This is a genomic window from Lacinutrix sp. C3R15 (genome assembly GCF_018860825.1).
Classification (GTDB): domain Bacteria; phylum Bacteroidota; class Bacteroidia; order Flavobacteriales; family Flavobacteriaceae; genus Oceanihabitans.
The window spans coordinates 34,508-51,117 of record NZ_JAHKPZ010000038.1; the positions used below are offsets into that span (position 1 = coordinate 34,508).

Consider the following 16,610-nt stretch of genomic DNA (forward strand, 5'->3'; position numbering starts at 1 on the left):
TTTATTTGTAACTTCTTTGTTTTAATTCTATATCCTTGAACTCTAATTCTTCTTTGTGTAAAACAGCATCGCTAGGCTCTCCTTTATACTCCCAAGCAGCAACGTATGCAAAGTTTTCATCGTCACGTTTTGCTTCTCCTTTTTGCTCACCATCTAATTCTACAGCATCTTCTCTAAAGTGTCCTCCACAAGATTCTTCTCTATTAAGAGCATCTTTAGCAAATAACTCACCTAATTCTAAGAAATCTGCAACACGACCAGCTTTTGCTAATTCTTCATTATATTCTTCGTTTGTTCCAGGAACTTTAACATCTTTCCAGAATTCTTCACGAAGGGCTTTAATTTCTGAAATAGCTTCTGTTAAACCTTTAACATTACGAGCCATACCTACTTTATTCCACATGATTTTCCCTAATTTCTTATGGAAATAATCTACAGAGTGTTTTCCTTTATTATTAACAAAGAAATCTAATTTTTCACGAACTTCTTTTTCTGCATCCGCAAATTCTTTAGTTTCTGTTGAAATAGGTCCTGTACGAATATCATTAGATAAATAATCTCCAATAGTATATGGTAACACAAAATAACCATCTGCTAAACCTTGCATTAATGCCGAAGCTCCAAGTCTGTTTGCTCCATGATCAGAGAAGTTAGCTTCTCCAATACAGTATAAACCAGGAACGGTTGTCATTAAGTTATAATCTACCCAAATGCCTCCCATGGTATAGTGTACTGCTGGATAAATCATCATAGGTGTATTGTATGGATCTTGATCTACGATCTTCTCATACATTTGGAATAAGTTTCCGTATTTATTTTTAATTACTTCTTGTCCTAATTTAGTAACAAGTGCCGCATCATTTTCATTTAAACCTTTAACGTGTGCTTGCTCTTTTCCGTAACGTTGAATTGCCGAAGCAAAATCTAAGAAAACAGCTTCACCAGTTGCGTTTACACCAAAACCAGCATCACAACGCTCTTTTGCTGCACGCGAGGCAACATCACGAGGTACTAAGTTACCAAAGGCAGGATATCTACGTTCTAAGTAGTAATCTCTATCTTCTTCTGCTAAATCTTTTGGTTTTAATGTACCTGCTTTAATAGCCTCTACATCTTTCATATGTTTTGGTACCCAAATACGTCCATCATTACGTAAAGACTCAGACATTAACGTTAGTTTAGACTGGTGATCTCCAGAAACTGGAATACATGTTGGGTGAATTTGTGTGTAACAAGGGTTTGCAAAGTAAGCACCACGTTTGTGTGCTTTCCATGCTGCAGTTACGTTACTTCCCATCGCGTTTGTAGATAAGAAGAATACGTTACCATAACCACCAGTACCAAGAACAACAGCGTGTGCTGAGTGTCTTTCAATTTCACCAGTAATTAAGTTACGTGTTATAATTCCACGAGCTTTTCCATCAACCTTAACAACGTCTAACATTTCGTGACGGTTGTACATTTTGATTTTACCACGACCTATTTGACGGTTCATGGCAGAATATGCTCCTAATAATAATTGTTGTCCTGTTTGTCCAGCAGCATAAAAAGTACGTGATACTAGTACTCCACCAAATGAACGGTTATCTAATAATCCACCATACTCACGAGCAAAAGGAACTCCTTGCGCCACACATTGGTCAATTATATTTGCTGAAACCTCAGCCAAACGATATACGTTAGCTTCACGAGAACGATAATCTCCTCCTTTTACAGTATCATAAAATAATCTGTAAGTAGAATCCCCATCTCCTTGGTAATTTTTTGCTGCGTTAATACCTCCTTGTGCTGCAATAGAGTGCGCACGTCTTGGAGAATCTTGAAAACAAAATGCTTTTACATTGTAACCAAGCTCTGCTAAGGTAGCAGCAGCCGATCCACCTGCTAAACCTGTACCAACAACAATAACATCTATGTTACGTTTGTTAGCAGGATTTACTAAATTGATATGATTTTTATAGTCTGTCCATTTATCTTTAATTGGACCCTTTGGTATTTTTGAATCTAAAGCCATATTAGATATTTTTTAGTGATTAAAATGATGAAACAATGCAATAAAAATGAATCCTAGTGGAATGATAATTGCATACGCTTTTCCGAATCCTTTTAATCCTTTTGTGTATTTATTATTTGCACCTGCAGATTGAAATGCAGAGCTAAAACCGTGTAGTAAGTGTAGTGCTAAGAAAACAAAAGCAATACAATATAAAGCAACTCTCCAGATATCTACAAACTTGTGTTGTAGTTCTTCAAAGTATCTAAATTCACCATTAGCAAGTAAACCAGACATATCGCCTTGAATGTATTTTGTGTTAATTTCTGGTAACCAAAAATCGTAAAAATGTAAACAGATAAAAGCTAAAATAGCTAAACCACTGTAAATCATATTACGACTCATCCATGAAGAATTAGCAGCACCATTGTTTTTTGCATAACTTACTGTACGCGCTTTTTTGTTTTTAATTTCTAGTACAAATCCCATTACAAAATGAAAAATTACACCAAAAATTAAAACCGGTTGCATGACATATTGAATCACCCAAAAAGTACCCATATAATGAGAAACTTGATTAAAAGTGTCTGCACTAAATACAGATAATAGGTTGATTGCAAAATGCTGTAATAAGAAAATCATTAGGAAGAGTGCCGAAAGTGCCATGGCAAACTTTCTTCCAATCGAAGAATTTAAAATTCCGCTCATTATTTTATGTAGTTAGATTATAATTACACAAATATAATAAGCCAAAAGTAGGCAGCCAAGCTAAAATGAATTTTAAAAATTTATTTAGAATGGATTTAATTAATTCACAAAAGGGATTAAACCACGAAGTCCCATATCTACTACTTGCTCTCCTGCACTAGGCTCATACTTACCATCTGTGTTTACTTCTGTCCACTCAAAACTATTATTAATGGAAAAAGAAAGCGTCACTACAACATCTTCGGTTTCTTCACCAGAAATCGTTAGGCCATTTTCAAATTCTCCTGTTACCACACAAGAACCTTGCGGAATAGGCGAAGAATCAAACAAAGGGTTTGGAACTGTTGTAGCTCCTTCTGGCGCTTGACCTTGCGTAGTAAAACCTAAAGTTTCAAAAGCCCAAAAACCCTGTAATTTATTTGCGTTTACTGCAATTTCGTTTCCATTTAAATCTAAGCTTGAAATATACGTGTTGTAACCTACAAAACTAGCTAAAGTACCTGTATATTCATTACCATCTGCTGCCAGAAAATCAATATCTCCTTCTTGATATGCCAAAGATACACGAACCCACTCATAACTTCCTGCACTAACATCACTTAAAGGCATTGTTAAAAAAACTTCATTATCTCCTGCAAACCTAGCATTTTCAAAATCTATGGCATTACCTCCTCCTGCAGTAGTTTCGTCTCCTGCAAAAATAACTTCTCCTGTTCCTAAAGCGGTTAAAGCATTTGGTGCAAACTCTATATAATTTGCACTCATTTTACTAATGGTAGGCGATTGTGCTGCGTTACCTGAAGCAACACTTACAGGTTGCCCTAAATTACCTAAGCGCTCTTGTGCTGGATCAAATTGTAGTTGAATAATTAAATTTGCTTCAGAAGTAGTATTGCTATCCTCTTCTGCATCAGAACATGCAGATAAAGAAATGAAACTAATACAAAATATCCATTTTAGTGCTTTCATGTTGTAAAGGTTTTGCTTATAGTAACTTAAAAAACACAAAATTAGTATGTTATTGGACTTCAAAACTTATTTTCTCTCCTTCTATTTGAATAAAATATTTGCCAATAGGTAAATAATATTTGCCGTTTTTAGCTTCTGTAATATCAATGCTTGTATTTTCTTTTAAAAGTATTTTCTTTCCGTTTTCGGTTATCGATAAATCATAATCTACATAGTTAAAACCTGTATCAGACGCTACCAAAATGCTGTTTAGAGTAGCTCCTTTTTCCGAAAGGATTTTAACTTCTTTTTCACCTAAAGTTGTTGTGTAAAATCTTATGGTTTCTGAAGGCTCATAAACATCAAACCATTTGCTCCAAGAACTTCCCCAACGCGAAGAGTAACGAACCTCTTGAAAAGGAAAAATCGTCGTATTTTTACTTAATAACGTAGCATTCATTTTTTGTAAAGGCGCAATATTGGTTTTATAAATACTTCTTCCGTGTGTTCCTAAAAGCAACTCTTTAGCTTCGGCTTGTATTACCAAATCATGTACTGCAACTGCTGGTAAATTTTTACTAAACGCTTCCCATTTCTCTCCTTTATTAAAAGTTACATAGGCGCCATTATCGGTTCCTAAGTAAAGTACATTTTCATTTTCAGGATCTTCTTTTATTACATTTACTGGAGACATTGCAATGTTAGAAGAAATGCTTTTCCAGGTATTTCCGTAGTCTTCAGAAACATATACGTAAACATTAAAATCATCCCAACGATAGCCGTTTAAAGTTACATATACACGTTCTTTTTTGTGCTGCGAAGCGATAACACGCGTAACCCAAAGGTCTTTAGGAAAACTAGTAGAAATATTTTGCCAGCTTTCTCCTGCATTTTTAGTTACATGTACTAAACCGTCATCACTTCCTGTATAAATAACACCGAATTCAAAAGGCGATTCGCTAATAGAAGTTAGTGTACCATAAGCCACATTTCCTTTTTTTCCGCCTTGGGTTAAATCGTTACTAATAGCTTTCCAGTCGTCTCCTTGGTTCATAGAGCGCATTAATTTATTTCCTCCTAAATACAGAATATCCTGATGATGTGGCGATAATAATATTGGTGTTTGCCAATTAAATCGATACGGATTTTCACCCAACTCATGTTTTGGCTGTATGTATTTTTGTTCTTTAGTTTCGCGATTAATTCTAAAATAATTTCCAAACTGATATCCTGTGTAAACCACATTGGCATTCCTGCTATCTATTTGCACTTGCATACCATCACCTCCCATTAAGCTCTCCCAAGGGTTTTGCCCACTTTGTTGCCAATACTTATCTTGTTCGGCATTATTTGCACCTACCCAAACACCATTATCTTGCAAGCCTCCATAAACATTATATGGTTTTTCATTATCTACATTAATGGTATAAAACTGCCCTACAGGATTTACATTTAGTTTTTCCCAGCTTTCGCCATCATCATAACTTATGTTTAATCCGCCATCATTTCCATCAATTAAATGGCCTTGTCTTTTAGAATTCACCCAAAGTGCTTGATGATCTGCATGTACATTTTCTTTACTTATAGAAGTAAATGTTTTTCCGCCATCTTTAGATTTTAAAATAGGAACACCAAGTACATAAATACCATTTTCATCTTGCGGATCTACACGAATTTCGCCAAAATAATACCCATAACTATAATATAAATCGTCTAGAAAATCGTCATGTGTTTTTTGCCAAGTTTTTCCGCCATCTGTACTTTTATACACCTCAGCGCCAATTACAGGCGTATCAAAAAGCAACGTATTTGCATTTTCTAAATACGCAGCTACATCTATTGGTTTAACGTTTCCGCTACGCACTAATTGTTTTACATTTTCGGCACGATATTTTTCCTGAAAACCATTCCTTTTTAAAAAGTTGTTTAACTTTTTATCTTCTAAGGTTAAGAAAGTTTCGGTAGTCATGGTTTTAAAATCTTCTTTAGTTAAACCACTACGCGTTGTTTTTTCACTTTCTTTTTTTCTTCTAAATTGATTATCATGCAATGCATAAATAGTAGTATCATTGTAAACTGCCAATCCTATTCTACCAACGCCTTTTCCTGTAGGGAAACCACTTTTTTTTGTAGAAATTTTTTGCCAAGTTGCACCAGCATCTGTACTTTTATAAATGGCAGAATTGCTTCCGCTTCCTTTAAAATGCCACGCTTTTCTATCTTTAGCCCATGAAGCAGCAAACATAATATTGTAATTATCTGGTGCATGCTGCAGGTCTATAATTCCGCTTGTTTCATCAACAAACAACGTTTGCTTCCAGGTTTTACCTCCATCAATGGTTTTATAAACACCACGCATTGTGTTTGCCGAGTATAAATGTCCAACAACACCAACCGTTACTTCCTCTGGATTATTAGGATTTATTAAAATACGACCAATATGATGCGCATCTTGCAAACCAACATTCTCCCAAGTTTTTCCGTTATCTGTAGATTTTAAAACACCAATCCCTGAATACGAAGAACGCGAGGAATTATTTTCACCTGTACCAACCCAAAGGATATTATTTTTCCAGTCTACAGCAATGTCTCCAATATTTTGAGTAGGTGCTGTATCTAACACAGGCACAAACGTAGCACCATTATTGGTTGTATACCACAAGCCACCTGAAGCATAAGCCACATAAAACACTATTGGGTTTTCTGGATTTACATCTATATCTACCACACGACCACTCATTACAGCTGGCCCAATATTTTTAAAAGGTACATTTTTTACTAAAGAACCTTGCTGTAGTTTTGCCTTTTGCATTAATTCTTTTTGTATCACTGCTGCGCTAGTGGCTGGCTGCTGTGCTTTTACCTGAAGAATAAAACAAATAAAAAACACAAAAAAGATTCTTGTTTTCATAATGAAGGTTTTAAAGTTTCAAGATACTTATAATTGTAAAATACACAAAGCAATTACAAAAAGAGCCTATATTTTAAGATGCTTTTATAACTATTGTATTTTAAACTTCTTACTTTTGATATTCTAAACTGAATTCAAAATAAAATTCCATTTCTTAAAGGAATTAAAAACGATTTTCTCATGAAATACAACCCAATAGACAATCAACTTTTTATAAAAAACCGCAAAAATTTTGCTTCGCAAATGACCTCTAAAAGCCTTGCTGTTTTTAACTCTAATGATATTTACCCTGTTAGCGCAGATAGCACCTTACCTTTTGCACAACATAGAGACATCTTTTTTTTAAGCGGTGTGGATCAAGAAGAAAGTATTTTAGTACTTTTTCCAGATTGCCCAAACCCAAAACATAAAGAAATTCTATTTTTAAAAGAAACCAACGAGCATATTGCTGTTTGGGAAGGCGAAAAACTTACCAAAGAAGCCGCGTTTAAAACAAGTGGTATAAAAACCGTATACTGGTTACAAGACCTAGAAAGAATATTGTTTGAATTAATGACGCAAGCAGAAACGGTTTACATAAACACCAACGAACACTACAGAGCAAATGTAGAAACCGAAACTCGCGAAGACCGTTTTACTAAATGGTTAAAAGAAAAATATCCTGCGCATCGTGTTGCAAAAAGCAACCCTATTTTACAAGCATTACGCGCTGTAAAAGACCCAATAGAATTAGATTTAATTCAGCAAGCTTGTACGATTACCGAAAAAGGGTTTAGAAGAATATTAAACTTTGTAAAACCTGGTGTTATGGAGTATAATATTGAAGCAGAGTTTATGCATGAGTTTTTAAACAACCGCTCTAAAGGATTTGCATACACGCCAATTGTTGCTTCTGGTAATAACGCAAACGTATTGCATTATATAGAAAACAACCAAGAATGTAAAGCTGGCGATTTAATTTTACTAGATGTTGGTGCAGAATACGCTAATTACTCTAGTGATATGACTAGAACTATTCCTGTTTCCGGAAAATTTACCAAGCGTCAACGCGAAGTATATGATGCTGTAAATAGAGTAAAAAACGAAGCTACAAAACTATTAGTTCCTGGAGCATTTTGGGCAGAATACCATAAAGAGGTTGGTAAAATAATGACTAGCGAATTGTTAGGCCTTGGCTTAATTGACAAAGCAGACGTACAAAACGAAAACCCAGATTGGCCAGCATATAAAAAATACTTTATGCACGGAACCAGCCACCACATGGGATTAGATACGCATGATTACGGTTTATTATATGAACCAATGCAAGAAAATATGGTGTTTACCGTAGAACCTGGAATTTATATTCCAGATGAAGGATTTGGTATTCGATTAGAAGATGATGTAGTAATACAAAAAACAGGAGAACCTTTTAATTTAATGCGCAATATACCTATTGAAGCAGAAGAAATTGAAGACCTAATGAACCAGTAAAAACAAACATACATTTTAAAAAGCCTCTATATAGAGGCTTTTTTTATGCTTTTTTTCTTGCTTACGGAAAACCATAAAGTTGAATAAACAAGCTTTTATACCTTGCCTGTACCTATAAAATATACGTAGTACTACGTATTTTATTTGTTTGTGAGAAAGTCTAGATTTGAGGTAAGGCTTTTTTGATTATAAAAATTGGGATATAATTCGTTGGCGATAATTTAAACATAATGAGAATGAAGAAAGTTTTACTATTAACATTGACAATTTTAATTTCAAACCTATCAATCGGACAAGAAATTCCACAATTAAAATTAACACCAAATGGTGTTAAACCTATTGTTGTTGTAGTTGACAACTTAAGTGCTAGCGAAATCTATAACAAAGCCCTAAATTGGGTTCAAGAAACTTATAAAAATCCAGACAAGGTCTTAAAAGCAAATATTGCGAATGAAAAAATTAGAATTGACGGTTTTGCAAGTGAAGCCTGGTGGTTTAAATCTTTAGGGATTTTACAAACTATAGATATGGCATATACTGTAGAGATTTCTTTTAAAGACGGAAAATATCGTTTTGAATATATAATCGGACAATTTTATGTTGGTGGAGGACAAAAAGCACAATATAGTTACAACTCTTTTTATAAAAAAAAGAATGGTGAAATTAGAAAAACATATAAAGATGCTGTACCGAGTTTAGAAATGACAATGAATAGCCTTTCTCAATCATTTTATGATTATGTTATTGGAAAATCTACCAAAAAAGATAATGATTGGTAAAGAATTTAATAAAACGGAATAAAAACTATTACCAAAAACATGTAAAATTAATTGCTAGTTAGAGCTTACTTACAAAAATCCTTCAGACTTTCTATCTATGATTTTTTTTCTAACTTTAGTACTTAAATACGTTAGAATAAAATACGTTGTGCATAATTTGACCAAAAATGAGAATACTTACTATTTTACTACTTTTTTGCTTTTCGATTAGCTATTCCCAAACAGCAGAATATGGAAAATTGACAAAAAAATCTGAATATAAAATTTATATAACCAAAATTGGAGATTCTTTAAAAGTCGGAGATACTTTGACTATTGGAATACCCACTTCTGATTTAGGATTCACTTATATTTCGCAAGGAGGACAAAGAGTTTCTAATACTTTAGCTGATAAAAAAGTTGTTGTAGATAAATTAAAAACTTACGGAACTAAAAAAACCGGATATAAATTATATGCACATTTTAAAGGTTATGGACTAATTCCTGTTTTAATAGATTATGACACAGCGCTGGAAGTTGGAGAAATAAAAAACCCGAATAGAAAACTAACTAAAGAAGAAGCTATTGCTAAATTGAAAGAAGCAAAAGAATTATTAGAATTAGGAGTAATAACCCAAGTAGATTATGACAAATTGAAATCAGAAATGACACCTATTATTCTGAATTAAAAAAACTAGCACCACTAACCTACTTACTAAAACACGCTCTTACTTACACACTCACCACCCCCTAAACCTCAACCGCACAATTCTCAAAAACGTAACGTTGTAATTTCTTTAAGGTTTCTAGCTTATCGCTGGTATTAATAAGCAAAGAAATATTGTTGTTAGAACCACCATACGAGATCATACGTACGTTTACATCTTGTAAAATCTGGAATAAGTTAGGTGTATCTGCATGAAAAATAATAGCATTACCAACCAGGCAAACAATACTCATATAATCATCTACTTCTACCAAAGCAAAACGCTCTAACTCCTCAACAATAGCTTTTAAATGCGTGGTATTGTCTATGGTTAGTGACACTGCAATTTCAGAAGTGGTAATCATATCTATAGACGTTTCATAACGCTCAAAAATCTCGAATACTTTCTTTAAAAAACCATGTGCTAAAAGCATTCTTGCCGATTTAATTTTTATGGCTGTAATACCATCTTTAGCAGCAATAGCTTTTATACCTTCACCATGTACTTGGTTGGTAATTAAAGTACCATAAGAAGCTGGAGACATGGTATTTTTTAAGCGTACAGGAATATCTAAAGCACGAACTGGCATAACCGTTTGCGGATGCAATATTTTTGCTCCAAAATAAGCCAACTCTGCAGACTCATCAAAAGACAAATTAGAAATGGCTGTGGTATTTTCTACAAAACGCGGATCGTTATTATGAAAACCATCAATGTCTGTCCATATTTGTACTTCTTCGGCTTGTACTACAGCACCAATAATAGTTGCTGTGTAATCGCTTCCGCCACGTTGTAAATTACTAATTGCTCCTTCGGCATCTCTACAAATAAACCCTTGAGTAATATATATTTCTGCTTCTGGAGTTTCAGCAATAACTCGGTTTAAATTCTGCTGTATATAATAGTTATCTGGCTCGTTGGTTTTATCAATTCGCATAAAATCTAAAGCAGGCAGTAAGGCTGCATTCATATTTTCTTGTTGTAAGTAACTACTAAAAATAAAAGTAGATAGCAACTCGCCTTGCGCCACAATTTCATTGTACAATAAAACATCGTGCTTTTTATTCACTAAGGTTTCTAAGGTAGTAAATACAAGATTTACATAATTAAAAACCGATTTGTAAATTTCTGGGTTTGTAATTAAAGTTTTTATGGTTTTGTTATAGTTGTTTCTAAGCGCATCAATAACAATACGTGCTTCGTCAACATCTCCTGCTTTAATGTATTCTGAAATCTTTACAAGCGCGTTTGTAGTTCCTGACATAGCAGATAAAACCACCACTTTTTTCTGTCCGTTGTTAATGATGTCTTTTACATGCATCATGTTTTCAATTGAACCAACAGATGTACCTCCAAATTTTAATACCAACATAATATTTACTGTTTTATAAGCACAAAACTAATTAGGAAGTAACTGATAACCATAAAAATGAAAAAATTGTACTACTTTTGCACAACTTGTTAAATAATTAACAATTAGTATTGTTTTTAGTATTGGTAAAATAGCAACCTTAAAAAGGAATACACCATACAACAAGGTCTGCTTATCATACAGAATGATAAAAGGAAAAGCAAAAAGAAAACTTATTTATGAAAACCATAGCCTCTTGTGTAGAAGACATATTAATTACACAACCTTTTTTAGAAGAAGCATTATCTAGAAGCATTATTAACTATTCTGCTTTAGCCGAAGAATTAAAAACACCTATTAGCGATATGCTAAGAAAGCCTGTAAAAGCTGGTGCTATCATGATGGCTTTGCGTAGATACAATACACCAAACACCTTACGTCACTCTTTAAAACTAAAAAGCACCTTACAAAAATTAGGAGATATTACGGTGCGTTCTAACTTGAGTGATTTTACGTTTCAAAACTCAGAAACCTTAATACAAAGTCACTCTAAAATTTTAGAACAAGTAGAAAGCAACAAAGATGTTTTTTATGCTTTTACCAGAGGTATTTATGAAAGCAACATCATTATATCTAGTTCAGAAAAAAAGGCCATTACCAAGTATTTTGTAGCAGAAAACCAAACAGGAATTCAAGAAGGACTATCTGCCATTAGTGTACGTTTACCAAAAGACAACTCAAAAATATCGGGTTTATACTACCAGATTTTTAAGCGATTGGCTTGGGAGAACATTCCTATATACGAAGTGGTTTCTACCACCAACGAATTTACCGTATTGGTAGAAGACCACGTAGTAGACAAGGCTTTTTCTGTTATTAAAAACTTAAAGAACTAGTTGGTAACTAAAACCAGTTCACCTGCTTGTAAAGCCTTTTTATAATTAGCCTTTACAGTAGCATACAAACCAAAAAATTTAGTACCATCTTCCTTTTTTAAAACAACATAATTTTCATTATTGTCATCACTAACAACATCAGCAACCACAACTTGGCTACCAATTACAGGTTTATAACTGGAAGTTTTACCACGCTTTACTAAAATATTTAATTGTGGAAATGAAATATGATTATAAAATTGAGCCGAAGGTGCTTTAACCATTAATTTATCACCAACCTTTGGCTGACTTTGTCCATAAGACAATAAACTAACACAAATAAACAATACCATTACAACTATTTTTTTCATAAACTTTTAAGCTTTAAAATTAAGATTGCAAAGTTAAAAAAAGGACATAAAAAAAAGGCAAACTTTAACAAAGTTTGCCTTTTTTTCACCTAAAATATTATCTATTTATTCCACTGTTAAGGTATATTGAGGTGTTTTATTTAATGGGCAAAAATAGGTGTAAGTTCCTTTAGCAAGTGTTACTTCTTTGGTAGACTCTGTTTTGCCTAATTTCACCACTTCGGTAACATAAGCATCTGTAATATGGTTTTTAGGGTTTGATGCATCATCTCCCGCTTTAACCAATACTAAACCAACCTCTGGTGCTGCATTATTATTAGATACTTGAAACACATAAATACCTTCTTTTAACCTTAGTTCTTTTTGTGTAAATGCTCCTTTTGTTTGCTCTAAAGCAACAGTTGTAACGGTTGTTTTTTCTTGTGCTGTAGCTGTGAATGAAAATGCAACTACAAAAAATGCGATCCATAAATTTTTCATGATTTTGTTTTTATATGTTTTTAATTATTGAACTATTAGTTATTTGTTACTGTAAATTTTCCTGCTTCAACACTTGGAAAATCTACTTCGGTTTCTGCAATATGATTTACATAGTTGGTAAGCGTATTAGAAACTACGTTTAAAACAATTTCTAAAATATCACCATCATTAAAACCTGCTGCTTTTACTGCCTGAATAGCTTCGGTAGAAACCTTTCCTCTGTTTTTAGTAACTGCTTGTGCAAATTGCAAACCTGCTTGTGTTTTAGTGTCTGCAGCAATTGCTTGTCTGCTTAATTCGGTTTGCTCTTCTGTTAAACCATTCATTTTACCTATTGCTGTATGTGCAGACAAACAGTAATTACATTGGTTTTCTTCGGCAATCGCTAATGCTAATTGCTCTCTAAACTTGTTATTAAAGTTTCCGCTTGCAGTTAATTCTCCTAAGCTTAAATAGGTTTGTAAGCTTGCTGGAGAGTTACCAAATACTTTTATTAGGTTTGGTATAAAGCCTAATTTGCTTTGTACTGCGTTAAATAAGTCTTTAGATTTTCCTGTGGTAGTTTCTGGGTTTAAGGTTTCAATTCTTGTACTCATAATTTCTGTTTTTTATTATTATGTTGTTGTTTGTTGTTATCTTTTGTTGTTGCATTCGCAAATTTTATTGTCTACTTGTTTCTCATCGTATTCCTGAAATCCCCAACAATTAGGACATTGTGTATTTTCTGTAGCTTTCATATTGGCCATGTTTTTATATTACTAATTAATTACAATGCAAAGATGCGATGGGAATAGGCTTTTAAAAATGGACAAAAGTTCCTAATGCTTGGACGCAGCTTATTGCATTAGGTTGTATTGGGTATTGAACCTGTAATTATTGCGTGAAGGATGGAAATGGCATCCTTTTTTTGCTGCCATATATGGCAAAAAAAGATATAATGTACAGCCTGACCTTTATGGTCACGCCAAAAAAATTAGTGTTCTTTTTTAAACTGAAGTGGTGATTTTAAGGTTCCTTTTTTAAAGAATCTTGTAAAATAGGCAGCGTCATTAAACCCTAAATCATAGGCTATTTCTTTTACCGAATGGTTAGAGTAAATGAGCTGGCGTTTGGCTTCTAAAATAATTCTGTTTTTAATAAAATCGCTAGGTGTTTGGTTTCCTATTTTATTAAAATGCTTGGTTAATGATTTTGGCGAGAGCCCTAAACGGTTTGCGTAAGCGGTAACGGTATGTAGTTTTTTATAATTTTGCTCTACCAAAACACTAAAGTCTTTAAAGAGTTTGGTTTCCTGGTCTTCTTTAATAGTATGTTGTATTTTTCTTACACGTACAGCATGAATGATAAATTGCTTTAAATAGGTTTGCAACATATCATATTGCGCAGCTTGGTCTGTTTTAAACTCTTGAATTAGACTTTCTAGTATAAATTGCAGCTTTTGTGTATCACGCTCGCAAGGTTTTACAAAAGGGGTTTGGTATACATTATTAAAAAGAATTCCGTTACAAGCAACTTCTTTATCATGTGTTTGAATACAGTAAAAATCACGCACAAAGGATATTTTATAGGCTTCTTGAATTTGTTCGGAATCTACAGAAAACACTTGACCAGGAGACAGAAAGAACAGCACGTTATCTTGAAAATCATAGCTTTCAAAATCGATATTATAGGTGCCTTTCCCTTTATTAATCCAATAAATATTATAGGCACTTACTTGTTCTGGTTTATTAAAAACGCAGGCTTTTTCAAACTGAACAACGCTTAATGAAAATATATCTTTATACGAATATCTTGTAATGTCCTGCTCTGCCATACTGTACTAATTAGTGAGATGTGGCTTTAGTCGTAAAAGTTTTAAAATTTAACAGAATAAAGCTAATAAAAGCTGGCAGCACCCAACCTAAACTGTGTTTTGCAAACGGAATAGTATCTAGTATTGCTGATATCTTATCTGAAGGACTTAAAAAATGAAGCACATCTGGAATGCTAAAAACAAAAGTTACCAATACTACCACGCGAAACACTCTTTTAGAAGCAAATTTTTCTGGAATTGCATTTAGTAAAATTAACACAATAGTTATTGGGTAAATAAACAGTAACACTGGCAAGGCAATTACAATAATAGAATTAAAATCTAACTGCCCAACAACTACTCCAAAAACCGAAGCTATTACAGCAGCAACCACATAAACGGTTTGCGAGTTTTTTAGTAAACCTTTAAAATAATCTGCTGTACCTGTAACGATACCTACTGCTGTTGTAAAACAAGCCAGAGATATTAATATACTTAAAACGGTATTACCAAATTCACCCAAAGCTTTTATACTAATACCTCTTAATAAAGTTGCACGCTGTACATCACCACTTAAGTTTTGATTTAAATTAATATCTGCACCAAAATAAGCACCAACTGCTATTAAACCCGCATATATTATAAACAACCCAAAACCAGCAATAAGACCAGATTTTTTTATAAGCTCTTTTTTAGCTTCAAAAGAAGCTTTTACATGTAAATTAACAGAAATAATAATTACAGCTCCAACAACTACAGCTGCAATGGCATCAAAGGTTTGATAGCCTTCTAAAATACCGTTTACAATAGGAGTTTTACTAGTAGCTGTATTAGGAGTAAAATTTGTAGTAAACAAACCAACACCAATAACCAGCAAAAGAATACTTACTATAAAAGGAGTTAAATATTTACCAATTACATGTAATATTTTAGACCTGTTTAAAACAAAAACAAGCACGAAAACAAAGTAAATACTACTAGTTAATAAAGGAGAAGTGCCAAAATTTGGCTGTATAGCAATTTCATGAGTCGCTGCTGCTGTTCTTGGCGAAGGGATTGCAACAGCAATAAAGTATATTAATATACAATAAACATAACTAAAAGCAGGCGATACTTTTTTACCAAAATCATATAAAGTACCCTGTAATTTGGCATGTGCATAAATACCTATTATAGGAATTACCACTGCTGTAATAATAAAACCAAGAGTTACCCAAAACCAATTCTCTCCAGCATGATAACCCAAAAGTGGTGGTAGCAATAAATTTCCGGCTCCAAAAAACAACGAAAACAACGCAAAGCTCGTAATTAATAATTCTTTAGTTTTACTCATAGGTTGCTTCAAAAAAAGAGGAAGTTTCTCATTTTAAATTATAGAGTCGTAATTTATTAAAAACCCTTAATTATCTTTGCACAATATAGCTTAAATATGATTTTAGAATACAAAGGCATTAATGTTTTTTTTACAGATCAAGGAGAAGGTACTGCAATTATATTATTGCATGGTTTTCTTGAAAACCACAAAATGTGGCATGCTTTTTTACCAGAACTCACAAAAAAAAATAGAGTAATCTGTATCGATTTACTAGGTCATGGTAAAACCGATTGCTTAGGCTATATACACAGCATGGAAGAAATGGCTGTTATGGTACATGCCGTTTTAAAACACTTACGCCTTAGAAAGTACTATATGCTAGGGCACTCTATGGGAGGATACATTGCTTTGGCATATGCCGAGAAATATGCAGAAAACTTAAAAGGTTTATGTTTAATGAATTCTACCTATAAGGCTGATGATGCAGAACGCAAAAAACTTCGAGCAAGAGCAAACAAAATGATACAAACCAATTTTAACAATATGGTACGTATGTCTTTTGCTAATTTGTTTAGTGAAAAAAGCAAAATCACACACAAAACAGCATTTGATGCTGCTTTAAAAGAAGCTTTAAAAACACCTGTTCAAGGGTATATTGCTTGCCAAGAAGGCATGCGCTTAAGACCCAACAGACAGCAACTCTTTACTTCTTTACCTTGTAAAAAACTCCTGATTGCTGGAAAAAATGATCCTGTTGTAGATGCCGAAAACCTAGTAGAAGAAACCAAAAACACTCAAATAAAAACAGTGGTTTTAAGCGAAGGACACATGAGCCATATAGAAAATTCTAGAATGTGCCTAGAAGTAATTATGCATTTCATCGAATAAATATAGCTTTTTATCGTTTATTTGATTTTTTTTATTAGGT

The 16,610-nt window shown here is 33.4% G+C and carries 15 protein-coding genes; 5 read left to right on the forward strand and 10 right to left on the reverse strand.

The features are described from left to right. Nucleotide 1: 1 nt before the first annotated feature. From KO494_RS14950 to KO494_RS14965, 4 genes are all read right to left on the reverse strand, one after another. Nucleotides 2-2,014, reverse strand: a complete 2,013-nt coding sequence (locus KO494_RS14950) for a fumarate reductase/succinate dehydrogenase flavoprotein subunit (protein WP_215968422.1) — start codon at nucleotides 2,012-2,014, stop codon at nucleotides 2-4. Between the two features lie 12 nt (nucleotides 2,015-2,026). Beyond that, a complete protein-coding gene (locus KO494_RS14955; protein ID WP_215968423.1) occupies nucleotides 2,027-2,701 on the reverse strand; it encodes a succinate dehydrogenase cytochrome b subunit in 675 nt (224 codons plus the stop codon). 99 nt (nucleotides 2,702-2,800) lie between these two features. Beyond that, nucleotides 2,801-3,670 (reverse strand): hypothetical protein, encoded by an 870-nt coding sequence (locus tag KO494_RS14960; RefSeq protein ID WP_215968424.1) that lies wholly within the window; start codon nucleotides 3,668-3,670, stop codon nucleotides 2,801-2,803. A gap of 49 nt (nucleotides 3,671-3,719) precedes the next feature. Then, nucleotides 3,720-6,560 (reverse strand): sialidase family protein, encoded by a 2,841-nt coding sequence (locus KO494_RS14965; protein ID WP_215968425.1) that lies wholly within the window; start codon nucleotides 6,558-6,560, stop codon nucleotides 3,720-3,722. A 180-nt stretch (nucleotides 6,561-6,740) separates the two neighbouring features. Between KO494_RS14965 and KO494_RS14970 the strand changes: the two genes are divergently transcribed. The 3 genes from KO494_RS14970 to KO494_RS14980 all read left to right on the forward strand — a co-directional run bounded on the left by KO494_RS14970 (nucleotide 6,741) and on the right by KO494_RS14980 (nucleotide 9,480). Beyond that, complete coding sequence (locus KO494_RS14970) at nucleotides 6,741-8,033, forward strand: aminopeptidase P family protein (RefSeq protein WP_215968426.1); 1,293 nt, start codon at nucleotides 6,741-6,743, stop codon at nucleotides 8,031-8,033. 236 nt (nucleotides 8,034-8,269) lie between these two features. Further along, complete coding sequence (locus KO494_RS14975; RefSeq protein ID WP_215968427.1) at nucleotides 8,270-8,812, forward strand: DUF4468 domain-containing protein; 543 nt, start codon at nucleotides 8,270-8,272, stop codon at nucleotides 8,810-8,812. A gap of 167 nt (nucleotides 8,813-8,979) precedes the next feature. Continuing rightward, the gene (locus KO494_RS14980) at nucleotides 8,980-9,480 is read left to right on the forward strand and encodes a hypothetical protein (RefSeq protein WP_215968428.1); all 501 of its coding nucleotides are present in this window, start codon (nucleotides 8,980-8,982) and stop codon (nucleotides 9,478-9,480) included. 61 nt (nucleotides 9,481-9,541) lie between these two features. Here KO494_RS14980 and KO494_RS14985 read toward each other — a convergent pair whose 3' ends face one another. Beyond that, complete coding sequence (locus KO494_RS14985) at nucleotides 9,542-10,870, reverse strand: aspartate kinase (RefSeq protein ID WP_215968429.1); 1,329 nt, start codon at nucleotides 10,868-10,870, stop codon at nucleotides 9,542-9,544. Between the two features lie 218 nt (nucleotides 10,871-11,088). Between KO494_RS14985 and KO494_RS14990 the strand changes: the two genes are divergently transcribed. Continuing rightward, nucleotides 11,089-11,745, forward strand: coding sequence for a hypothetical protein (locus tag KO494_RS14990; RefSeq protein ID WP_215968430.1), 657 nt, complete (start codon nucleotides 11,089-11,091; stop codon nucleotides 11,743-11,745). On the opposite strand, the gene KO494_RS14995 is transcribed toward KO494_RS14990, so the two are convergent. The 5 genes from KO494_RS14995 to brnQ form a co-directional block, all read right to left on the reverse strand. Then, the gene (locus tag KO494_RS14995; protein WP_215968431.1) at nucleotides 11,742-12,095 is read right to left on the reverse strand and encodes a hypothetical protein; all 354 of its coding nucleotides are present in this window, start codon (nucleotides 12,093-12,095) and stop codon (nucleotides 11,742-11,744) included. The genes KO494_RS14990 and KO494_RS14995 overlap by 4 nt on opposite strands. Before the next feature lie 105 nt (nucleotides 12,096-12,200). Continuing rightward, nucleotides 12,201-12,575 carry a cupredoxin domain-containing protein gene (locus tag KO494_RS15000; protein WP_215968432.1) on the reverse strand — a complete coding sequence of 125 codons (375 nt, stop codon included), beginning with the start codon at nucleotides 12,573-12,575 and terminating at the stop codon, nucleotides 12,201-12,203. Nucleotides 12,576-12,610: 35 nt separating this feature from the next. Further along, entirely contained in the window at nucleotides 12,611-13,171 is a 561-nt protein-coding gene (locus KO494_RS15005; RefSeq protein WP_215968433.1) for a carboxymuconolactone decarboxylase family protein, read from the reverse strand. Between the two features lie 377 nt (nucleotides 13,172-13,548). Further along, nucleotides 13,549-14,388, reverse strand: coding sequence for an AraC family transcriptional regulator (locus KO494_RS15010; protein WP_215968434.1), 840 nt, complete (start codon nucleotides 14,386-14,388; stop codon nucleotides 13,549-13,551). Nucleotides 14,389-14,398: 10 nt separating this feature from the next. Then, the gene (gene brnQ, locus KO494_RS15015) at nucleotides 14,399-15,700 is read right to left on the reverse strand and encodes a branched-chain amino acid transport system II carrier protein (protein ID WP_215968435.1); all 1,302 of its coding nucleotides are present in this window, start codon (nucleotides 15,698-15,700) and stop codon (nucleotides 14,399-14,401) included. Nucleotides 15,701-15,796: 96 nt separating this feature from the next. Here brnQ and KO494_RS15020 point away from each other — a divergent pair, with 96 nt between their 5' ends. Then, the gene (locus KO494_RS15020; protein WP_215968436.1) at nucleotides 15,797-16,570 is read left to right on the forward strand and encodes an alpha/beta fold hydrolase; all 774 of its coding nucleotides are present in this window, start codon (nucleotides 15,797-15,799) and stop codon (nucleotides 16,568-16,570) included. Nucleotides 16,571-16,610 lie beyond the last annotated feature (40 nt).